The organism is Mycoplasma wenyonii (assembly GCF_003265155.1).
GTDB classification, from domain to species: Bacteria; Bacillota_I; Bacilli_A; order Mycoplasmatales; family Mycoplasmoidaceae; genus Eperythrozoon_A; species Eperythrozoon_A wenyonii_C.
The window spans coordinates 1-17,729 of the sequence record NZ_QKVO01000009.1; the positions used below are offsets into that span (position 1 = coordinate 1).

Consider the following 17,729-nt stretch of genomic DNA (forward strand, 5'->3'; position numbering starts at 1 on the left):
GCCCCCCCCGAAAACTATGCCATTAACACCACCAGTCAGCCCACCAACTATGGCTATTAGGTATTTAGTAGAGATCAATCTATCCTACTAGCAACTTAATGGATACTGGGAGATAAATACCTTTGATCTTTACATAGGATCTAAAGATTGAGAATAGATAGATACCCGCAAGAATACCGAATACGCCTACCATTAATACATTACTTGTTATTAATGGAAGCAAGATAGATTGACTGTTAAATAGAACATCTACATATTTACCTAGTACCTTAGGAACTACCAGAGAACCAATAAAGGAGGACAAGAATAGTAGGAATAATAGGTAGACAATTATTGGCATACTATTTTCTTTAGTTCCAAAACCTAGTAGTTTCATAGTTACAAAGACATTTTCTAGGTCTTTAATTAGTAAGTAAACAATTGTTATCAAGCTCACTAGTAATAGTGGGAAAATAACGAATATTACTAGGTAAGAAACATTATTAGTTAAGTTACTTAAGTTATTAAAGACTACATCACCTACAATACTGTGATTCATTATTCAAAGTAGAGCTGTACCCATTGGGTTTGGATAATCCTTAAATGTTTGTGCAATTCTAGAAGTTAGTTTTTGAACAGCTTCATCTACTTTTCCAGACTTTTGAGATTCAGAGTCACTTGCCGTTGAAGTCTGTTGAGTTTGATTAACTTTAGGTCCAGTTTTTATGTACTCTTCGTAACCAACAGCCCCTTTTCCGACTTGAGTTTCAAAGATACTGTAGTTTCTCTTTGCAAAGTAGGTATCTCCACCCCCCGTACTCTTACCCCCATTTAAGTCACTATCCTTGAAAGGAGCATTACTACTGAACAAAAGATTAAAGGCAGCATTTCCTGTCTTTTGTTGAATAATGGTGTAGATACCTGAGACAGAGTAAGAAGACAGGGAAACACTTAGTTGATCTGGGTATCTTCCTTGTTCTCTCTTAGGAGTAAATATTCCATTGAAACCTTTATCTTCATTTAGTCCCAAAATCTTGTTTAGGTCTTTTTGAGACATAAAGTAGGCTTCTTTGTAGTAAGAATCAAAGATCCCAGCTACTCTTAATTTGTTGTCTTTGATCTTCTTATTGTTTCAGGTTTTTCTATCAGTACTTAATTTACAACCATCATCTGCGCTAGCTGAGGTTAGTTGAGGTTGTGTTTCAATTGGTTTCAATTGACAAGTGAATCTAGTGTAGTGGTTTTCAGGTTTGAAAGTTATAGTATCTCCTACTTTTAGGTTGTGTTTTTTAGCTGCAAATTTGTTTATGAGTATTGGGTAAGGCTCTTCTGATCCTGAAGATACTTTTGTGGTATTTTCGTATAGCTTAGAGTTAATTAACTTTCCGTTTTCATAAAGCTTGTAGAAAGAACCTCTTTTATCTTGTTTTAGACCTATAATTCTTGCATCCTTCTTTAATTCGTTACCTCCATTCTTTAGTTCTCCTTGAGATCAGGTATAGGTTTGGTCGCCATCAGGTGTTTTATTTGGGTCAAATGAGCCACTTCCTCCATTTTTCATAGTAGAAGAGTAGTATTCAGGTTCTTGATCACCACTTGCATCTGTTCCATCTGAGTCAGTTCTTGCTGAGTGAACTATATTACCAAAGGTGTATTTAATTGGCAAGGAGTAATCTATTACTGGATTCTTTTTCTTAAATTTGGTTTCTCTTTGTTTTGCAAAGTCTTCTATTGCAGTAAAGACTAGGTATAGGAATTCAGGGTTATAGATAATAAATAGTTCTTTGTCTATATCTGTAGCTTCGTTAAAGAAGACTATCTTCTTACTATCTAGGTGATAGATACCACTTTCAAATGGTTTTGCTTGACTAGTACTTCTCTTAGTTCTTCCGGATTGACTACTATTACTACTGCAACTACCATTTGAGCCACCATTAACTTTCTTTAGTTCTTGATTTGGCTCTAGACATTTACTATCTTGTTGTCTTCGGTTAGTCTCTTGTTCTTCTCTACCTATATCTGTTCCTTTGAAGTATCAGCTTTTTTTACCTTTGTGTTTGTCTCCTTGTCTAGATAGGACTTTACTGTCATCTTGTGGGGTTGTGGTTGTTGATGTTGATAGAGTATTTGTGTTTTCATGCTTCTTCATAAATTTGGAGACAAAAAGAGGACCATATTTACTCTTGACTAGATCTTCTATGAATTTGTCATAGTTCTTTTCATCCATTTTTTGAAGAATAGGTTGGATCTTTTCTAGTTCTTTAGATTGTTGGTCTCAGATGTTGTATTTTTGATACCCTGTATCTGAGCTATATTCGAAATCAATATCTAGAAGAATTCTCATAAGAGTCTTACCTTTAAAGAAGTCCATAGCAGAGGAAGCAATATCTTGGTCTCTTGCAGAGATAATTCAGTAGTTAGGGTACTTATCTAGGAGTTGTTTTAGGTTTTGATTACTGGAAGATGATTCTCCTGTGCCATTAGTTTTGTAGATTTCTTTGTCTCTGATGTAGTAGGTTTCTTCTGCGCCGGAAGAGCCATTCTCTTCAATTGTTCATTCTTCTTGTTGCCCACCATTCTTTTTCTTGACTAAGCAGAAGAGTTCATCAAATTTAGCTACTTTTAGAACACCGCTCTTACTTTTCTTATCGTAGGAACATTCATCCATTTTTTCTGGTTTTTTGATTGATTTACCAGTGTATTTCTCTCAGACTTTTTCTAGAAGCTTAGGCTCTCTGTAGCTACTACTGTAGTAATCAGTTGTTTTTTGGCCAGCGCCTCCATTCTTCTTAATCTTTTGACCTATCTCTTCGTAGGTGGCTAAGTTGTATTCTCCTGATTGTTGAGTTGGAGTTTGAAAGTCTAGTTCGAACTCATGTGTTTTTACTTCATTTTCTGTCTTACTTACCTTAGAGAATTGACCATGGTTATGTAAGAAGAAGTTAAGGAAGATAAATCCTATAACAGAGGTCATAGAGAGAATGCCTGACTGACCAAAGGTATTAAAGACTAGAACTGATTTGAATTTCCACATAGCAGAGATCTTGTGAATAATTCTGTAGACAAATAGGGTTAGTCTATTTACCTTTAGAGAGGCGGTAGTTTTTAGTAAGGCACTTACATTGTCTTTAAGTGCATATCTAGAGTAGAAGTAAGAGATTGGTACCATAAAGGCCAAGACTTTCAAGATAAAGTAGAGAGCATTAGTTGCCCCTAATGGATTCATCTGTACCGTTAGATATCAGAAAGCAGAGATAATAGAGTAAAAGGAGGATTGCATTGCTCAAGACAATAGGAATCCCATTGTTGTAGCTATTGCCAGAGGAACTAAGGTAAATAGACAGATATTAAGAAGAACATCTATCTTTATCATCCCATTGGCTACAAAGTTACCAAAGAGATAGAGGTTACTTTGTAGGTACTTCTTAATCAGAATAAGTAGAAGTAGTAGAACTACTACATATACTGCACAGGAAAGAATATAGGAGACAGCCCCCACTCTAGTTTGGAAAGTAGGAATATAGGAGTTTCTAATGGCATATAGTTGATCACTTCCTTCATCTTCACCTAGTAGGGTGATGTGGTAGTAGTCTTTGTAGTTATTCATTTTTGAATCAATGAATCTCTTTAGTTTCTCTTTATATGCTTTTCTTTCTGCAGGACCTTTTGCTAGAGTGTTTTCTGGTAAGCCAATAGTTATGTATTGCTCTTGGTATTTGACAGTACCTCTGTCTTTTAGATCATTGAAACCATAGTTGTCTACATAGATTAGAGCTTCTTTATTCTTGTCAGGTTGTAGGGTAATTCATGACTGAACAGGATAGAGTAGGTCAGGGGTCTGACCAGTTCCAACAATAATCATTTGTTTTTCTCCGACATTGACTAAGTGTTTTGAATTATTTGGGTTTTGAATGAATTTCTTGTAAGCCCCCTCTCAAGTTTCTTGAGTTAGTCATAGGTTATTAACTAGCTTTCTGAATTCTTTGTATTGTTCATCTGAGATAGGCTCTAGACCATGTATCTTTGCATATTCCGGAGAGACAACAGTAAAGCTGGAAGTAGGTTGATCTATGTATCCAATAGTCTTGAAGTTACTAATAGGGACATAAAGTGAGGGAAGTAATTCTTTAGAGATGATGTAGTGCTTGTATGGCGTTGTGAAGTTGAAGATTATTCTGGAACCATTAGAGCTTCAAGTTCTTTTGAAGATCTCTTCTAGTCATAGTTGAAGAGTTGTGTACATAACAGGTTCAAATTGAGTGGTTTTAATGGCTGGAATATTTCAGGTGTCTCTTCAAGGGTATTGGAGATAGTCAACTCATCAATGAAGAGTATTTCTAACTCCTCTGTATTCTTGATTGGTTTGTTGTACTTGATTGTCTTGTTGTGGCTTTGTCTTTTCTAATTCACTGTCTGAGTATTTAGCTCTAGAGATCATTCTGAGCATTGGAATCATTGCAGGAGAATAGAAAGGCTCATCATAGTTTCTTATGAATTCATTTAGTAGTCTTTCTTGGTTTTCTCTAGCTCTGAAAAGAGGATTACCTTTGATGATCTTAATTGGGTTAACAATACCTCTTTCTCAATCTTCTTCATAGGCAATCACCTTAAAGGAGTGACCATCAAATTTATTAGCTTTTTGTTCTGCACTACTAGAGACTTGAGTAATTCCAACATTTGATAGTTGAACAGATTTATGGATATTGAACTTAAGTTGTTCTTTTTCTTTTGAAGATTTCTTTCTTGTCTTTAGTTGATTGTCTTGGTGTAGTCTGTATTTGTTGAAGATTTTTGTTACATCAGCTGTTCTTTTCATAGTTCTTCCTGCAGCTTCTTTAAGTCAAGGATTCTGTTCTATTGGAACTCAGAGTTCATCAGAGTGTTGAGAGACCCTAGAGTTTGAAGAAACTTGAGAAACTTGTGTCATTGCTTGATCTGGATTTTTTCTAAAGTCTTCGAGAATTTTTCTAACGTCTAGGTGTTGCGTATCAAGAAGTAAATCTTCCATTTCTATCTTCAATTTGTTTTTTCTTCTTTCTTGATGTTTTTTGAGATATTCACTTTCCATCATTTTTTTCGCTTCAGTTCCAGCTAATAACTCTAGCTTGGAGACCTTTTGATTTTTTGCCCGCCATCCCCCGTAGATCCCAGAAGGAGCCTCAGCATCATTACATTTACCTTCTCCCTTTTTTTTTGTAATTCCGCAGTAAGAACTGAACTCTATGCCTGAACCTAAACCAGTTCCATATTGATTCTGTCCTTTAGAATCTGTTGGTCTTCCATTAGTAAAGTTTCATCCACATCATTTTTGGTTGTGGTTGTGGTTGTGGTTGTGGCATTTCTCAGGACCGTTATCATCACTATTTGACTTAAGAAAAGGAGTTAATTCTTGCTTTAATTCTTTTTTTTTTTGATCTTTTGCTTCTACTTGATTTCCCTTAACAAAGACGACTAAACCTTCTCCATTACCGCTATTTTTCTGTTCGTTAAATCAGCTTTGAACATAATCCTCTAGGAGTTTACCTAGAAACTCATCACCTAATGCATGTTCTTCTGTGTATTCTGCGCATTCTCTTCTATACTTAGGGTTTTCTTTAGCGACGAGCTGTTTTCCATTTCCTTTAAATTCAGCATCTCAGACACCCTTAAAACGTAAGTGTGGTCTGACTCAGTAATTTGTGTAAATAGATTTGAGTCCAGTCATAGGCATACAATAGTCAGAACCATAATCAGCTTTTGTTTGTCTAAATCTACTCATTCTTTCTGGAGCCATCTTATGCTCAAATGTAGTCATTCATCCTAAAGGAGTAATAATTCTTATCTCTTTCGGCGCATTAGGTTTTACTTCTGCATCTACTACTGTAACCTCAACAGGAACAGTAAAGCTAGAGCCACCCATATAATTCTCAACTTTACCTGTCTTAATAAACATGTCATTCTTTGGTAAAGAAGAGTAAGGGAAAAGAGAGGTATCAATAATCCCTTTGATGTTGTCTGTAGAGATCTGAACAAATGCAGAACAACCTGCAAAAAAAGTGATTACTGAGGAGGAGAAAAGATTACTTCTGAGATGGTTAGTTACTGTCTTAGAGAGTAAGAACATCGGCCCCTGATTTAACTTGTTTTCAAGTTAAATTTATCTATTATACTACAGCTCTCCCTCTTGCAGGGGAGAGAGCCTTATTAGACCACTACATAACTACTCTAAATACCTTAAAAAAAGACTTAAAATATTTCTTAGCTATAGTTACCTAGCTAGCCCGAACCAAGTCAGGCTAGAAATAGAGCAGCTTTAAAGGTTAACTAACTGAGCTATAGCCCTATATATTCCTTCTAGTTTTCTTCTTTAATCTTTACTACTACTTGAATAAATAGAACCAGCACAAAGACTACACAATAATCTAACTAGATAAACAGCCATTTGCATTAATTGAGTTAAAGCTTCAAATACAAAGAATAGTTCTCATTTCTTAATTGCAACCATATCTGTTTGATCTAGATATTTAATAACTGTTTTCATTCTATAAACAGTTAATACTGGAGCAGTAAAGATAATCACACCACTCAAAAGTACCATTAAAAAGTTATACATTCTATAGGTACTATCACTAGATACTGCTAGAGTCGCAACCAATCCAATAAGGAACAATACTAAGTAAGCAATATAACAAGTTCTCAAGAATCTAGATAGTTTAAGAGCACTGGAGTGTTTCTTCATTCCTAGCCCAATTAAAACTGGAATTGCGTAGACCAATAAGGTAGTACCAAACAAACCAACACCTAACAACATACTAGAACTCATTCAACCAAAACTCTTATTATCGCCTAGTACAGCAAGTAACTTAAGAGCCTTAAATAGTCCACAGAAAACAATTCCATAGGTACAAATTAAGCAGAAGTAAGCCCTCTTTACAAATTTAGGAGTAACTTCCAGAGGATTACTGTGATATTTAGGTAAGTAGTAAAACATTAAAGCTAGTCCAGAGAATAAAGCTAATATACCACCTAAAACACCAAAACCATAATGACTAAAAACAGAACTAGCTTGACCAGCTTCTATTAAAGCAGTTAAGCTACAAACTAATAATCCAAATACACTAAATCCAAAAGCTGATTGAGTAAATACTCTTTTAATAAAGCTGAACTCAAATACACTTAATTCCTCTCTAAGTTGTTCTTTAAATAACCCTAGATTAAATACAGACCTCATATATATAAAAGTTAACTAACTAGTAATTAATCATTGAAAAAATTGAGTAATCACAAATAATTATTCTATAAAAGATTTCCAACAAATTTAAAAGCTCATACTGGAGCAGCCAATGGGAATCAAACCCACATCCTTTGCTTGGAAGGCAAATATTTTATCACTAAACTATGGCTGCAATAATTTAAGATTCTTGCTTTCCACCCATACCATAGCCATAATAACCAAAGATAAATTATGGTGCTGGGAGAGAGACTCGAACTCTCACGCAATTTTATTGCACGGGGACTTAAATCCCGGGCGTCTGCCAATTTCGCCACCCCAGCAAAGTCTTGCCCATAATATTCTAACTTAAGAGCAAGAAGATAGTTAATTTGGTGACTCACCTGGGATTCGAACCCAGGACCCTTTGGTTAAGAGCCAAATGCTCTGGCCGCTGAGCTAGTGAGTCTTTCTCTCTTTTAACTATAAATAACTAACTATCCTAGAGAAAATAAGGATTAATTAATGGTGATTCACCTGGGATTCGAACCCAGGACCCTTTGGTTAAAAGCCAAATGCTCTACCGCTGAGCTAGTGAATCTTTGGCTGGGCTGGAAGGATTCGAACCGTCGCATCATGGAGTCAAAGTCCATTGCCTTACCGCTTGGCTACAGCCCAATAAATGGTGGGCAAGGAGGGATTCGAACCCCCGTAACCTAAAAAGGTATCTGATCTACAGTCAGATGCGTTTAACCACTTCGCTACCTACCCTTTTCCGACTCTAAAGAGCAGAAAATCCTTATTTATTTTAGGTTCTAATAATGGCCCTAAAGGACCACTAATAAACTAAATTAATTTTTAACTTATTACTTTCCTAAAAACTTTACTAAGTTAGAGTTATTTTTTATTTAATTACGTATTTCATGAGTAGATAGAGTATGAGGCCTTCCTTCTTGTGTATTTGTAGTGTCTTTACATTGAAGCTCAAATAAATTACTTACATATCTCTTAAATGAACAGTTTTCCTCTAACTTTTCTATCTCTGCTGAAGGAAAGTAATTAGTATCTCCTCCCTCTTGAATAGATCTACCATCTTGTCCTTTTAGTTTCATCTGCAACTCAAAAGCATTAGAAGAGTCTGTTTTCTTCTTTCAAGAAAGTGTCTCTATATCTTTAGTAGTTCCTTCAGAAGTACTTCCTTTTTCTCATCATTTAAAGACAGGTTTATCTTCTTGCCCTCCTGTACATACTCATAATCTTGTTTCAAGTTCGTTGTTCTTCAAAGGCAAATGTCTACAAATAGACTCATATTTAACCTCTACTGAAGATCTATCGCCTCCTCTCAGGGAATTAAAAGAACCATTAACAGCAAGATAGGTAATTGGAGTAACCGTTGCTACACCGATAGCTCCCGCTATAGCTATCTTGCCTAATAGAGATAAAGCTATTGCCATTTAGTTAAAGATTATCTAAATAAACAAACTTACTCTGTCTCTCAGAGCAAACTTAAGGATTGCAAAGTATGTTCTTCTTTAGGACTTTCCCTCCCATTAGATAAACAATCCAATCTATTATCAGATCATCTAACAGAACATTTAGTTTTTAGTTCTACTTGATGTAACTTATCTAAGTTTGCTTTAGTACCTACTGAAAATTCTTCACTTTCTTCATTAGTTTGTTCTGTTCCTTTATTAGCATACTTAACAGTAATCTTTATAGAGTTAGATTGAGAGAAATCAAAGCTTTTGACTTCTCTTAGCCCTTGATTATCTACTTGATTTTTATAAACAAAGAAGTTAAAGTCACTAGAACTGTCAATAGTCTTACATACTAGTAACTGTGCATTTATATCTTCTGAGTCATCTGAAGAACTCTTAGTCATAAAAGTTAATACCTTACAGTTTTTGTCATACTCTCAAGCCTTAGCTATTTTCTTATTATCTTTAACTCTAGAAGAGATCAACTGAGGTAGAATTATAGGTCCTGCAATGGCAGAACCCACAACTGCAACCGCAGAAAGTTTAAGAAGACTTCCTAGAATGAAGGAAATGTTCTAAAAAGAAATTATCTGTTTCAAGCAGTAAGTGATCATGTTTGAGAGGAGGAGGATCCACAAATTAATTTATGTACTTCGGCCTCTTCTTGTCAGTTAACTGTACAACTTTCTTTTAAGTCTTTATTGTTGATAGGTTCTCATGCTTTTCATTCACTAGAGTTCATAGTTTCAGGAGATCCTTCATTCTCTCTATAAGTAATAGTTACTTGTACAGAAGATATTTGTTTAGCATCAAAACTCTTAACTTCTTTGAATTTGTCCTTTCCCTCTCCCTGTTTAACTAATTGGAAAATAGCTTTATTGGAGGAATTATCTTCAGTCTTGCAAGTTAGAAGATGAAAATGTTCTTCTCTATCACTATCACCTTCTACGTCTTTAGACAAATTTATCAACACCTCACAATGCGGTTGAGGAGTTGTTTGTCGCGATGCAGAAGAGCTTTCTTCTTGTAACTTAGTAACTAATATTGGTGTGCCAATAACCGCCCCTCCCAATAAAGTTATGCCAAAAAAATTACTTAAAAAACCTACTAATAGTGAAGACATTAATACTCTTCAGAATCTAATCCAATGCTTTGACTCACACTTTTAAGAACTCAAAAAAATTCCGTATCTCTAAAATCCATTCGCTTGTAATCATTTGATCAATCAACAAAACACTTTTCTTCTAGCTTCACCCCGTGTAATTTATCTCAATTTGAGTTTTGGCTAATTCTCATATCTTCTTGAGATTGTGAGTCTTCACCACTCCCTTGATACTTAAAGGTAACTGTTCCAATAGTATTTCTTTCAGGCACTTGATAACTAAGGCTTTCTATCTTCTTTATAGGAGTTGATTGATCTTTATAGAGATAGACACCTATGTCTTTTGCAGAATTATTCTCAAAAACCTTACATACAAAAACATGTCTGGTAATTTCATCTTCATCTTTAGTTAGAGACATTAAGACTTGACAGTTCTTCTTGTACTCCTCTAGATTACTTAACCTAACTTTTCCAGAAGATTCTGGAGAAGAGCTTGTTGTCTTAGAAGACACAGATGAAGAAGATGATTGTGTTTTAGCGAGTGAAACACCACCAAAAACTGCCCCCCCCAATAAAGTAATTCCAGAGAATTTACCTAGGAGACCAAGCAACATATGTATTTAGTTAAGAGTTGAAAACAACTCTATGTGAAATTAAATATACAGGATTATTATTTTTAAAGCCTCAAAACTCCACTCTAAAATCACAGATACTAAGGTATGTCTTGATTCGCAAGAGGTGCAGTGTTGTTAATTTCTTCTTATGGAGTTTCTCACTTTCCTCAAGGAGTTAAAGAAGTAGCTAATTTAGTAGAAAGATTCAAAGGTTCTTTGCCCCCCCCGCGATAAGTTCCACAACACAAACAATTAGTTCACCTGTTCAGGAGATAATACAAGAAAAAGGATTTAAGAACTGTTCATTCATAACAGGCTTTAATCATAAAGCCTTATTGTATGTGTGTGTTAGGAAAGATGGAAAACCAGAACCTACTTTCTTCTATTACGATAGGTCTCAAGAAAAAAGTAAGAGAATTAAGCAAGTAGAGACTATTTCAGGAGGATCTAGTGGTAGATATTCAAGAACAGTAACGATAGAGTATGAAGGAGGATCTAAGCCCCTATATTATGCCCCTCCACAATGAAATAGGTATTGAAAAGGCAAAAAAATTAAGCCTGAGAGCCAATGCAAGGTTACAAAGGGAAGCGCAACCTCCTTCAATACCTTAACTTGCAATCTGGAATCTAGTTCTAATGCTTGAACACAGGAAATTCCAGCCATTCTTTAGTCTTTAACACTAAGATAGGGTTAAAAGGGATATGTCTTGAATTGCTAGAGGATTAGGATTAGTAGTTTTTTCTAGTGGAGCTACGTTTTCAGCACAAGGAGTACAACGTGTTTCTAAATGAGTTCGAGAGACATTTAAGACTGTAAGCGCCCCCCCAGTTAGTTAGTCGACAGACAAGTACCACACAACCTAGTACAGTTAGTACAACAACTCCCTCTGGATCTCAACCATTAGCTGAGTTAATTAGACAAAAAGAGTATGATGGTTGCTTGCCTTTAGGTAGAGGAAGACTTATTTTTCTATATGCTTGTTTAAAGACATATGAGAACAAAGCCAATGAGACACACTGATACTACTATGACACTTCTAGATCTATCTCTTCAGCTTCTCAGAGAATAAAGCAAATATCTAGCATTCAAGATACCTCAAGTAGAGCCCCAACTATGTCTTTTATGAATGGTCTAGGAACTAAATCACTTAACTATCCACCATTCTGAATGAACAAGCTTAAAGGGGCGGAATTAAAGTCAGGATCTAACTGTGGTTTTATAAAAGGAGAAGGAACAAAGGCAATCTATACCTTAAGCTGTAACGATTACAAAATTGAAGAGAATGTTCGGTTCTAAGGTAATATAAGTCCCCTAAAAAAATAACTGACACTCATTTATTAGTTAGTTAACTGCCTTCTTAGAAAAGCTTGCTTATGGTTTTTGTGTTGTGAGTGGCATATGTACTTTTTCCTCTTGTATTTACTAATCCTCTTAAGAGACCTGTCATTGCACACACTGGGGGGGGCAAAAAGAAGAAACAGTTCAGCAAGCTTTAGAAGGAACTCATAAGAAAAGAGAAGAGTATAAAGGCTGTTCTGCCTTTAGGGGAAATAGAGGAAGTACAGCTTTATATATTTGCGTTAAAGAAATGTCAAATGGATCACATAGACCACACTTCTATTACTATGACAGAACTAAACCATAGAAATCCTTACAGGTAATAAGTCTTTCAATAATTGGAATAGGATCTTCTTCTAAAACAATAACTATGAATTTTGACAGTAGATCTTCACAAGTATTGAGTTATCCCCCTACTTGAGCAAGATTTTGAAAAAATCATTCACTGACTCCAAATAGTGATTGCTCAATTAGTAAGTTAGGAAGTTCTAGTTATTCTCCTTCTTGTGGCACTTTAGTCCAACATACCATTAATACTTAAAAGTCCCCTAAAATCACAAGTAAAAGGACAGTTCTAGCTTGGCTCTATCACAAGTAATCTTTAAGACTCTTCAATTACTCACTCTCGCAGGAGGAGTTTCAATGTCACCTCAGGTAGTTAAGCATGTAAAGAAATGAATTAATGATACCTTTTATGCCCCCCCCGCGAATTAGTTAGTCACGAAAGCTCTTCAACAACTGGTTCTCAGACATCTACCACTGATCAAGGAACTACGGCACAGGAAGCTCAGACAACTGTAACTCCCCCGCCCGCAACGCCTCCAGCCCCACAGCCTCCAGCGCCCGCAATACACGAAGTACTTGCCTCTAAAGGTTATGAAGGATGTTCTCTTTTAGCTAGACAAACAGGAAGAAAACATCTACTGTATGTATGTTGAAAAAGAGATAATAAGGGAACTAATAAACCTTCTTTCTTTTACTATGACAGAACCAGATATAGGCTAAAAGAAGAGGCACAAGCCAATCATATAGAAAACATGACTAAAGGCACGTCTGGAAAGGTAACTCTTCACTTCAAGGAGGGAGATCCGAAAACATTGGAATATCAATCTCCTTTCTGAATGAGACACTTCCAAGATAATGGATTAAATCCAGATGAAAAATGCGAGCTAAAGAGCAGTGATGGCCATAAGTCTCCTTATACCTTGTCCTGTAAAAAGAAAGACCAAAAAGACCAAATGATTCAAGAAGGCATTCACATTTAGTTAAGGGAACTCTCCATAAAATCTCAAATACATAGGCAGTAATTTATTTATGGCTCTTCTCGGCAGGCTAGCTCAAGAAAATAGACTTTTAAGATTCAAGATAAATCTGTCTAATTAATAATGCCTTTTATTACTAAAGCCTTACATCTAATAGTGGTTGGAAGTGGAGCAACATTTGCGGCCCAAGGAGTTAATAAAGCACAGAAATGATTTAAAGAGACCTTTAGTGCCCCCCCCGCGTTAAGTAGCCAAGAACCGAGTCAAGCTTCCAATAGTTCTAATCAAGAAAGTTCTTCTGTAACAACTGTTACCCCATCAGTACAACAACCTCCTCAATTAGCACAGATACTAAAGAAAGAGGGGTATGAAGGCTGTGAGCTCCTAAAAGGTCAAAGGATCAGAAAACAAGTAGTTTATGTTTGTTGAAAGAAAGATGGATCTACAACCCCATCCCTTTATCACTATGATAGGTCTAAGTATCAAACAAATAAAGAACAATCAGCCAACCAAATTACAGGAATAACTTATCAAAACTCTAACTTAGCACTCTTGAAATTTAAAGATGGAAAGACAGAGAACTTAAGTTCTCCTCATGTTTGAATGAGAAAGTGGCAAAGTAAGGGAGAAGTTAAGCCAGAAACTGAATGTAAATTTGAAAAGGTAACAGAAAGCAGTAACTCCCATAAGTTAACTTGCGCAGACTATCAAGTACAAACAGGAATACACTTTTCTTCTTAAATACTCATCAAGCCTAAATAAGTAATTAAAAGAATCCTGAAGAAAAGTTTGCAATTTTAAGATTCAAGGTAAATAGACCCAGCTAATCATGTCATTTATTATGAGAGCTTTGCCACTATTGTTAACAGGAGCAGGGGCCACATTCTCCCCACAAGGAGTTAAGAAAATAACGAAGTTCTACAACAACATCTTCAACGCCCCCCCCAGCCAATCAGTAACTACTAATCAAGTAACGGAATCTACAGAAGACATATCCTCCTCCAGCGAAGGGACAATCGGCACTACAGAGGTCAGTCAACCAACCACTCAAGCCGCCCCCACTCCACAACCTCCACCCGTAAAGCCAGTTCCGCCTCCCCCTCCGCCAATAATGCAAGTATTAAAAGAGGCTGGTTATGAAGGGTGTGAATTGCTAAAGGGTTTAAGAGGAAAGAAGTTTGTATTGTATGTATGTTGAAAGGAAGGAAATCCTAAGACTCCCTCACTTTTCCATTACGATAGAACAAAAGTTAAGTTAGTAGATGGAAAGGCAAAAGCGGATCAAATTATCAGTATTACCTATAACTCTTCTAATTCAGTAATGATGAAATTTAAGGAGGATACTTCTGGCAAAGAGCATAAATTAGATAATCCTTTGCCTTGAATGAGAAAATTTGAAGGACAAACATTAAATCCAGAAAGTGAATGTAAATTCGAAAAAGATGATCAATATAGAAACTCTTCTGCTTTCACACTTAACTGTAAAGGGCAACCTGTTTACAAAGGAATTCAAATTTAAATTAAGGGTTAATCCCCTTTTTATTTGGGGATCCCAGTCCTAAAATCTAGGGTAAATAGATCCCTAGAATTTAAACATGTCTTGAGTCGCTAGAGGCATGACTTTGTTGGTAGCTTCCAGTGGAGTTTCTTTCTCCCCACAGGGAGTTAAGGAAGTTACTAATTGAGCCAAAAACCTAAAGATTTTTAATGCCCCCCCCGCACTGTTGTAGTATCTAGCGAGTCAGTTTCAAAACTATTAGAGATCGCTGAATATAAAAGTTGTATTCAGCTAAATGGTTTTAGGGGAAGGGGAACAGCATATGTTTGTTCATACTCGACACCGCAAGGGAAACTAGAAGCACATTTTTATCATTTAGACAGAAATAGACCAAAAGAATCTCGACTTAAGAAAATAAGTAGTATTGCTGATAAAGAGCTAAAATACGCAGACTCAACTTCTGAAAGATTAAGAAGCACTCCTTTCTTCTGAATAAGATCAGGAACTACAGTAGGAACAAATTTAACTCCAGAAAAAGATTGTGAAGTCTCTAAAGAAGGTGAATCACTGAAGTTAATTTGTAAGCAAGAGGAAGTAAATAAACAAACACAAGGAAGAAAGACTCGATAATTTGCTTTTCTTGCTTAACCTGCAAATTATTAATTAATAAAGGAGTCAATTTCTGAGTCAATTTGTAGCTCTAAAATCACAAAAAAGACTTAGTTCTCACTAATGTCTTGAGTTTTAAGGGGATTTGCATTATTTGCTTTTTCTAGTGGAATGTCTTTTTCTCCGCAAGGCGCTAAACATGCAGTTGATTGGGTAAAGAATCTTAAGCTCTTCACGCCCCCCCCAGTTGTAGTTGCTGGAGAATCAATGCAACAGATCATGGAAGAGGGCAATTATGAAGGATGCGCTGAATTAGGAAGAAATATTGGACGAGGTTCTCTTTGATTTATTTGTTCTAAAAGAGAGAATGCAAATAGACCATCTTTCTTTAATTACAATAGGACCAGACCTTCTGGGACAAAAGCTATGCAAGTAATTTCTGTAACCACTACTCCCAAAAAAGAAATAAAGTATGCAACAGGAAAAACAGAAGACTTTACCTTTTTATCCCCTTGAATGTATAAGTTAAAAGGCAAAAGTTTAAGTCAAATGAGTGATTGTAGTTTCACTGTTGATAGTCAAGGTAGTAGCCCGAAATCCTACACTTTGAAATGTCACAATGAAACAATTCAAAGCAAGATTCATTTTGAAAAATAATTTAAGTCTTTTCTTATCTAAAATTCCATAAACACTGGTTTAGTTCCTATTAATGTCTGTAGGGGCAAAGATATTAACAGGATTTCCTATTATTTCAGGAGTTTCTGCTTATCCCTTAGCTGTAGTAGTTAAGAATCAACAATTAAATGTTTTGGCTGAAACGCCCCCCCCGAGGCTAGATCGAGAAGTAACTAATTTCTCTCCCATAGAAGAGTTAAAACAAGAAGGTCATGATGGTTGCGTGCCAGTAAAAGGCAGGGGAGGATATGCCACTTTATATGCTTGTCTAAAAACAGTTGGACAAGAACTACAAACCACTTTCTATCACTATGATAGGTATGCTAAAGCCCCTGATAAGAAAATAAATCAAATAATTAGTATTAACTACGTCTCCTCCTCAAAAGTAACTATGCAATTAAAAGATGTAGGAAATAAGCCCCTAAAACTTCCTCCTTTCTGAATGGGTAAATGACCTACAAGACAGGAAGTAAAACCAGAAGATCAATGTAAATTCACCAAAGATAGTAGTAACTCAGGTAACAAAATTACCTATACACTTATTTGCAGTGGCCAAGAAGTTCAAGAGGGAATTCAGTTCTAGGATAATTTAATAATGTCTTGATTTGCTAGAGGCGCAGCATTACTAATAGCTTCTTATGGAGTCTCTCACTTTCCTCAAGGAGTTAAAGAAGTAGCTAATTTAGTAGAGAGATTTAAAGGCTCCTTGCCCCCCCCAGCAATAACTAGAACTTCTACTCAATCCACCACTTCCAGCACCACTACTTCTACCCCGCAAGTAGTACAAGAATTAAAAGAAAAGGGTTATGAAGGTTGTCAAGTCCTAAAAGGATTTAGGGACTGAACTTTATGGTGATATGTTTGCTCTGACAAAGAACAAACCAATAGAGCTTCTTTTTTTAACTATAAAAGAACAAGAAAGCCTCCAGCTTCTAGGATTAAGAAAGTAACTCATATAAAAAAAGGCCAATTAACTTATGAGGATAGAAGTACTGAAAGATTAACTTATCTACCTTTTTGAATGGGAGGCAGTAAATCATTCAATGAATTAAATCCAACTAGTGACTGTACATTTACCAAACAAACAGATAGAGATTCCTTTTCCCTAAAGTGCAAAGAAAAAGATATACAAACAGGTATTTAGATTAAGAAACTCTTTACTGACTAGTTTTCTAATTAACCAAATCTTTGTTCTGGATATATAGTTTTTTTCACTTCGTTGACATACCAACTATTTTTAATAGATTGACCCAAATCACAATGTAACTTGTAATCATCTCAATCTACTTCACATTTATCCTTAAGAATTACATCATTCAACTTATTTAAATCAGAATTAGGCCCACCATTCATTATTTCTGTTTCATTGTCCTCTCCCACATAGGTAACAGTAACTTTTACAGAGGAAGTGACCTCATATTTGAAACTCTTTACTTCCTTAAGTTCTCCTTTGCCTGAATTATTTTCGTCCTTGTAAATAAAGAAATTGATGTTTTTAGAAACATCTCCAAGAGCTTTACATACAAGTAAATAGGTATTAATGTCTGTTTGAGTAGTCGTAGAAGTTACTACTCTACAGTTCTTTTGATAATCATCAAGGGTATCTAATTTTACTGTTTTTGAAATCTCTGAAGAAACTGTTTTCTCTCTGTTCACTGTTTCTTTTGAAGATGTTGATTTAGCTAGTGAAATTCCCCCAGCAATAGCCCCTCCTAACAAAGCTATCCCAGAGAATTTACCTAGAAAACTAAGAAACATATTTATCTAATTAAGAATTAAATATACAAGATTACTTTTCTTTGAATTCTTTCAAAGTAAATATAACCCCCTCTCCATCATCTGCATAACCAACCTCATTCAAAAGTAAGCTGGCACCGGCCATATCTGCAGGCTTCGCGGTAGTTGCTTTGCTAGTATTCCCGGCTGGAGTGGTTGGTAGGGTGGATTTCTGCTGAGAGTTGCCCAGGTGTTTCGGTAATAACCC

At 35.7% G+C, this 17,729-nt stretch carries 20 protein-coding genes and 6 tRNA genes; 12 read left to right on the plus strand and 14 right to left on the minus strand.

The features are described 5' to 3' along the window. Positions 1-79 precede the first annotated feature (79 nt). The 12 genes from DNK47_RS02255 to DNK47_RS02310 all read right to left on the minus strand — a co-directional run bounded on the left by DNK47_RS02255 (position 80) and on the right by DNK47_RS02310 (position 10,362). Positions 80-6,082 carry an ABC transporter permease gene (locus DNK47_RS02255; protein WP_112665565.1) on the minus strand — a complete coding sequence of 2,001 codons (6,003 nt, stop codon included), beginning with the start codon at positions 6,080-6,082 and terminating at the stop codon, positions 80-82. A 243-nt stretch (positions 6,083-6,325) separates the two neighbouring features. After that, entirely contained in the window at positions 6,326-7,189 is an 864-nt protein-coding gene (locus DNK47_RS02260; RefSeq protein WP_112665567.1) for a hypothetical protein, read from the minus strand. Between the two features lie 101 nt (positions 7,190-7,290). After that, positions 7,291-7,364 (minus strand) — tRNA-Gly (locus DNK47_RS02265). Positions 7,365-7,424: 60 nt separating this feature from the next. After that, a tRNA-Leu gene (locus tag DNK47_RS02270) sits at positions 7,425-7,512 on the minus strand. A gap of 49 nt (positions 7,513-7,561) precedes the next feature. Continuing rightward, positions 7,562-7,637, minus strand: a tRNA-Lys gene (locus DNK47_RS02275). Positions 7,638-7,694: 57 nt separating this feature from the next. Further along, positions 7,695-7,769: transfer RNA gene (locus tag DNK47_RS02280), tRNA-Lys, on the minus strand. 2 nt (positions 7,770-7,771) lie between these two features. Beyond that, a tRNA-Gln gene (locus DNK47_RS02285) sits at positions 7,772-7,846 on the minus strand. 5 nt (positions 7,847-7,851) lie between these two features. Continuing rightward, positions 7,852-7,939 (minus strand) — tRNA-Tyr (locus tag DNK47_RS02290). A gap of 137 nt (positions 7,940-8,076) precedes the next feature. Then, the gene (locus tag DNK47_RS02295; protein ID WP_112665569.1) at positions 8,077-8,622 is read right to left on the minus strand and encodes a hypothetical protein; all 546 of its coding nucleotides are present in this window, start codon (positions 8,620-8,622) and stop codon (positions 8,077-8,079) included. 29 nt (positions 8,623-8,651) lie between these two features. Further along, positions 8,652-9,170: a hypothetical protein gene (locus DNK47_RS02300; RefSeq protein WP_112665571.1), complete on the minus strand. Its 519-nt coding sequence runs from the start codon at positions 9,168-9,170 to the stop codon at positions 8,652-8,654. Between the two features lie 62 nt (positions 9,171-9,232). After that, on the minus strand, positions 9,233-9,769 hold the full coding sequence (locus DNK47_RS02305; protein ID WP_112665573.1) for a hypothetical protein: 537 nt from the start codon (positions 9,767-9,769) through the stop codon (positions 9,233-9,235). Beyond that, positions 9,769-10,362 carry a hypothetical protein gene (locus tag DNK47_RS02310; protein ID WP_112665575.1) on the minus strand — a complete coding sequence of 198 codons (594 nt, stop codon included), beginning with the start codon at positions 10,360-10,362 and terminating at the stop codon, positions 9,769-9,771. The genes DNK47_RS02305 and DNK47_RS02310 overlap by 1 nt, the downstream gene beginning before the upstream one ends. A gap of 105 nt (positions 10,363-10,467) precedes the next feature. Between DNK47_RS02310 and DNK47_RS03660 the strand changes: the two genes are divergently transcribed. The 12 genes from DNK47_RS03660 to DNK47_RS02350 all read left to right on the plus strand — a co-directional run bounded on the left by DNK47_RS03660 (position 10,468) and on the right by DNK47_RS02350 (position 16,889). Continuing rightward, positions 10,468-10,596 carry a hypothetical protein gene (locus DNK47_RS03660; protein WP_258393910.1) on the plus strand — a complete coding sequence of 43 codons (129 nt, stop codon included), beginning with the start codon at positions 10,468-10,470 and terminating at the stop codon, positions 10,594-10,596. Between the two features lie 107 nt (positions 10,597-10,703). Beyond that, on the plus strand, positions 10,704-11,033 hold the full coding sequence (locus tag DNK47_RS02315; protein WP_112665577.1) for a hypothetical protein: 330 nt from the start codon (positions 10,704-10,706) through the stop codon (positions 11,031-11,033). A 31-nt stretch (positions 11,034-11,064) separates the two neighbouring features. After that, positions 11,065-11,199, plus strand: a complete 135-nt coding sequence (locus tag DNK47_RS03665) for a hypothetical protein (RefSeq protein ID WP_258393911.1) — start codon at positions 11,065-11,067, stop codon at positions 11,197-11,199. 103 nt (positions 11,200-11,302) lie between these two features. Further along, a complete protein-coding gene (locus DNK47_RS02320) occupies positions 11,303-11,659 on the plus strand; it encodes a hypothetical protein (protein WP_112665579.1) in 357 nt (118 codons plus the stop codon). 621 nt (positions 11,660-12,280) lie between these two features. Next, positions 12,281-12,415, plus strand: coding sequence for a hypothetical protein (locus tag DNK47_RS03670; protein WP_258393912.1), 135 nt, complete (start codon positions 12,281-12,283; stop codon positions 12,413-12,415). A gap of 323 nt (positions 12,416-12,738) precedes the next feature. Next, positions 12,739-12,966, plus strand: coding sequence for a hypothetical protein (locus DNK47_RS02325; RefSeq protein WP_112665581.1), 228 nt, complete (start codon positions 12,739-12,741; stop codon positions 12,964-12,966). 120 nt (positions 12,967-13,086) lie between these two features. Next, entirely contained in the window at positions 13,087-13,704 is a 618-nt protein-coding gene (locus DNK47_RS02330; RefSeq protein WP_112665583.1) for a hypothetical protein, read from the plus strand. Positions 13,705-13,792: 88 nt separating this feature from the next. Continuing rightward, complete coding sequence (locus DNK47_RS02335; RefSeq protein ID WP_146737526.1) at positions 13,793-14,482, plus strand: hypothetical protein; 690 nt, start codon at positions 13,793-13,795, stop codon at positions 14,480-14,482. Between the two features lie 76 nt (positions 14,483-14,558). Continuing rightward, positions 14,559-14,693: a hypothetical protein gene (locus DNK47_RS03675; protein ID WP_258393913.1), complete on the plus strand. Its 135-nt coding sequence runs from the start codon at positions 14,559-14,561 to the stop codon at positions 14,691-14,693. Positions 14,694-15,193: 500 nt separating this feature from the next. Further along, positions 15,194-15,727, plus strand: coding sequence for a hypothetical protein (locus tag DNK47_RS02340; protein WP_112665587.1), 534 nt, complete (start codon positions 15,194-15,196; stop codon positions 15,725-15,727). 52 nt (positions 15,728-15,779) lie between these two features. After that, positions 15,780-16,328 carry a hypothetical protein gene (locus tag DNK47_RS02345; RefSeq protein WP_112665589.1) on the plus strand — a complete coding sequence of 183 codons (549 nt, stop codon included), beginning with the start codon at positions 15,780-15,782 and terminating at the stop codon, positions 16,326-16,328. A 12-nt stretch (positions 16,329-16,340) separates the two neighbouring features. Continuing rightward, a complete protein-coding gene (locus DNK47_RS02350) occupies positions 16,341-16,889 on the plus strand; it encodes a hypothetical protein (protein ID WP_112665591.1) in 549 nt (182 codons plus the stop codon). Between the two features lie 32 nt (positions 16,890-16,921). Here DNK47_RS02350 and DNK47_RS02355 read toward each other — a convergent pair whose 3' ends face one another. Further along, positions 16,922-17,503: a hypothetical protein gene (locus DNK47_RS02355; protein ID WP_112665593.1), complete on the minus strand. Its 582-nt coding sequence runs from the start codon at positions 17,501-17,503 to the stop codon at positions 16,922-16,924. 31 nt (positions 17,504-17,534) lie between these two features. After that, positions 17,535-17,729, minus strand: a 195-nt coding sequence (locus DNK47_RS03485; protein ID WP_181454156.1) for a hypothetical protein, incomplete at its 5' end; no start/stop codon positions are given.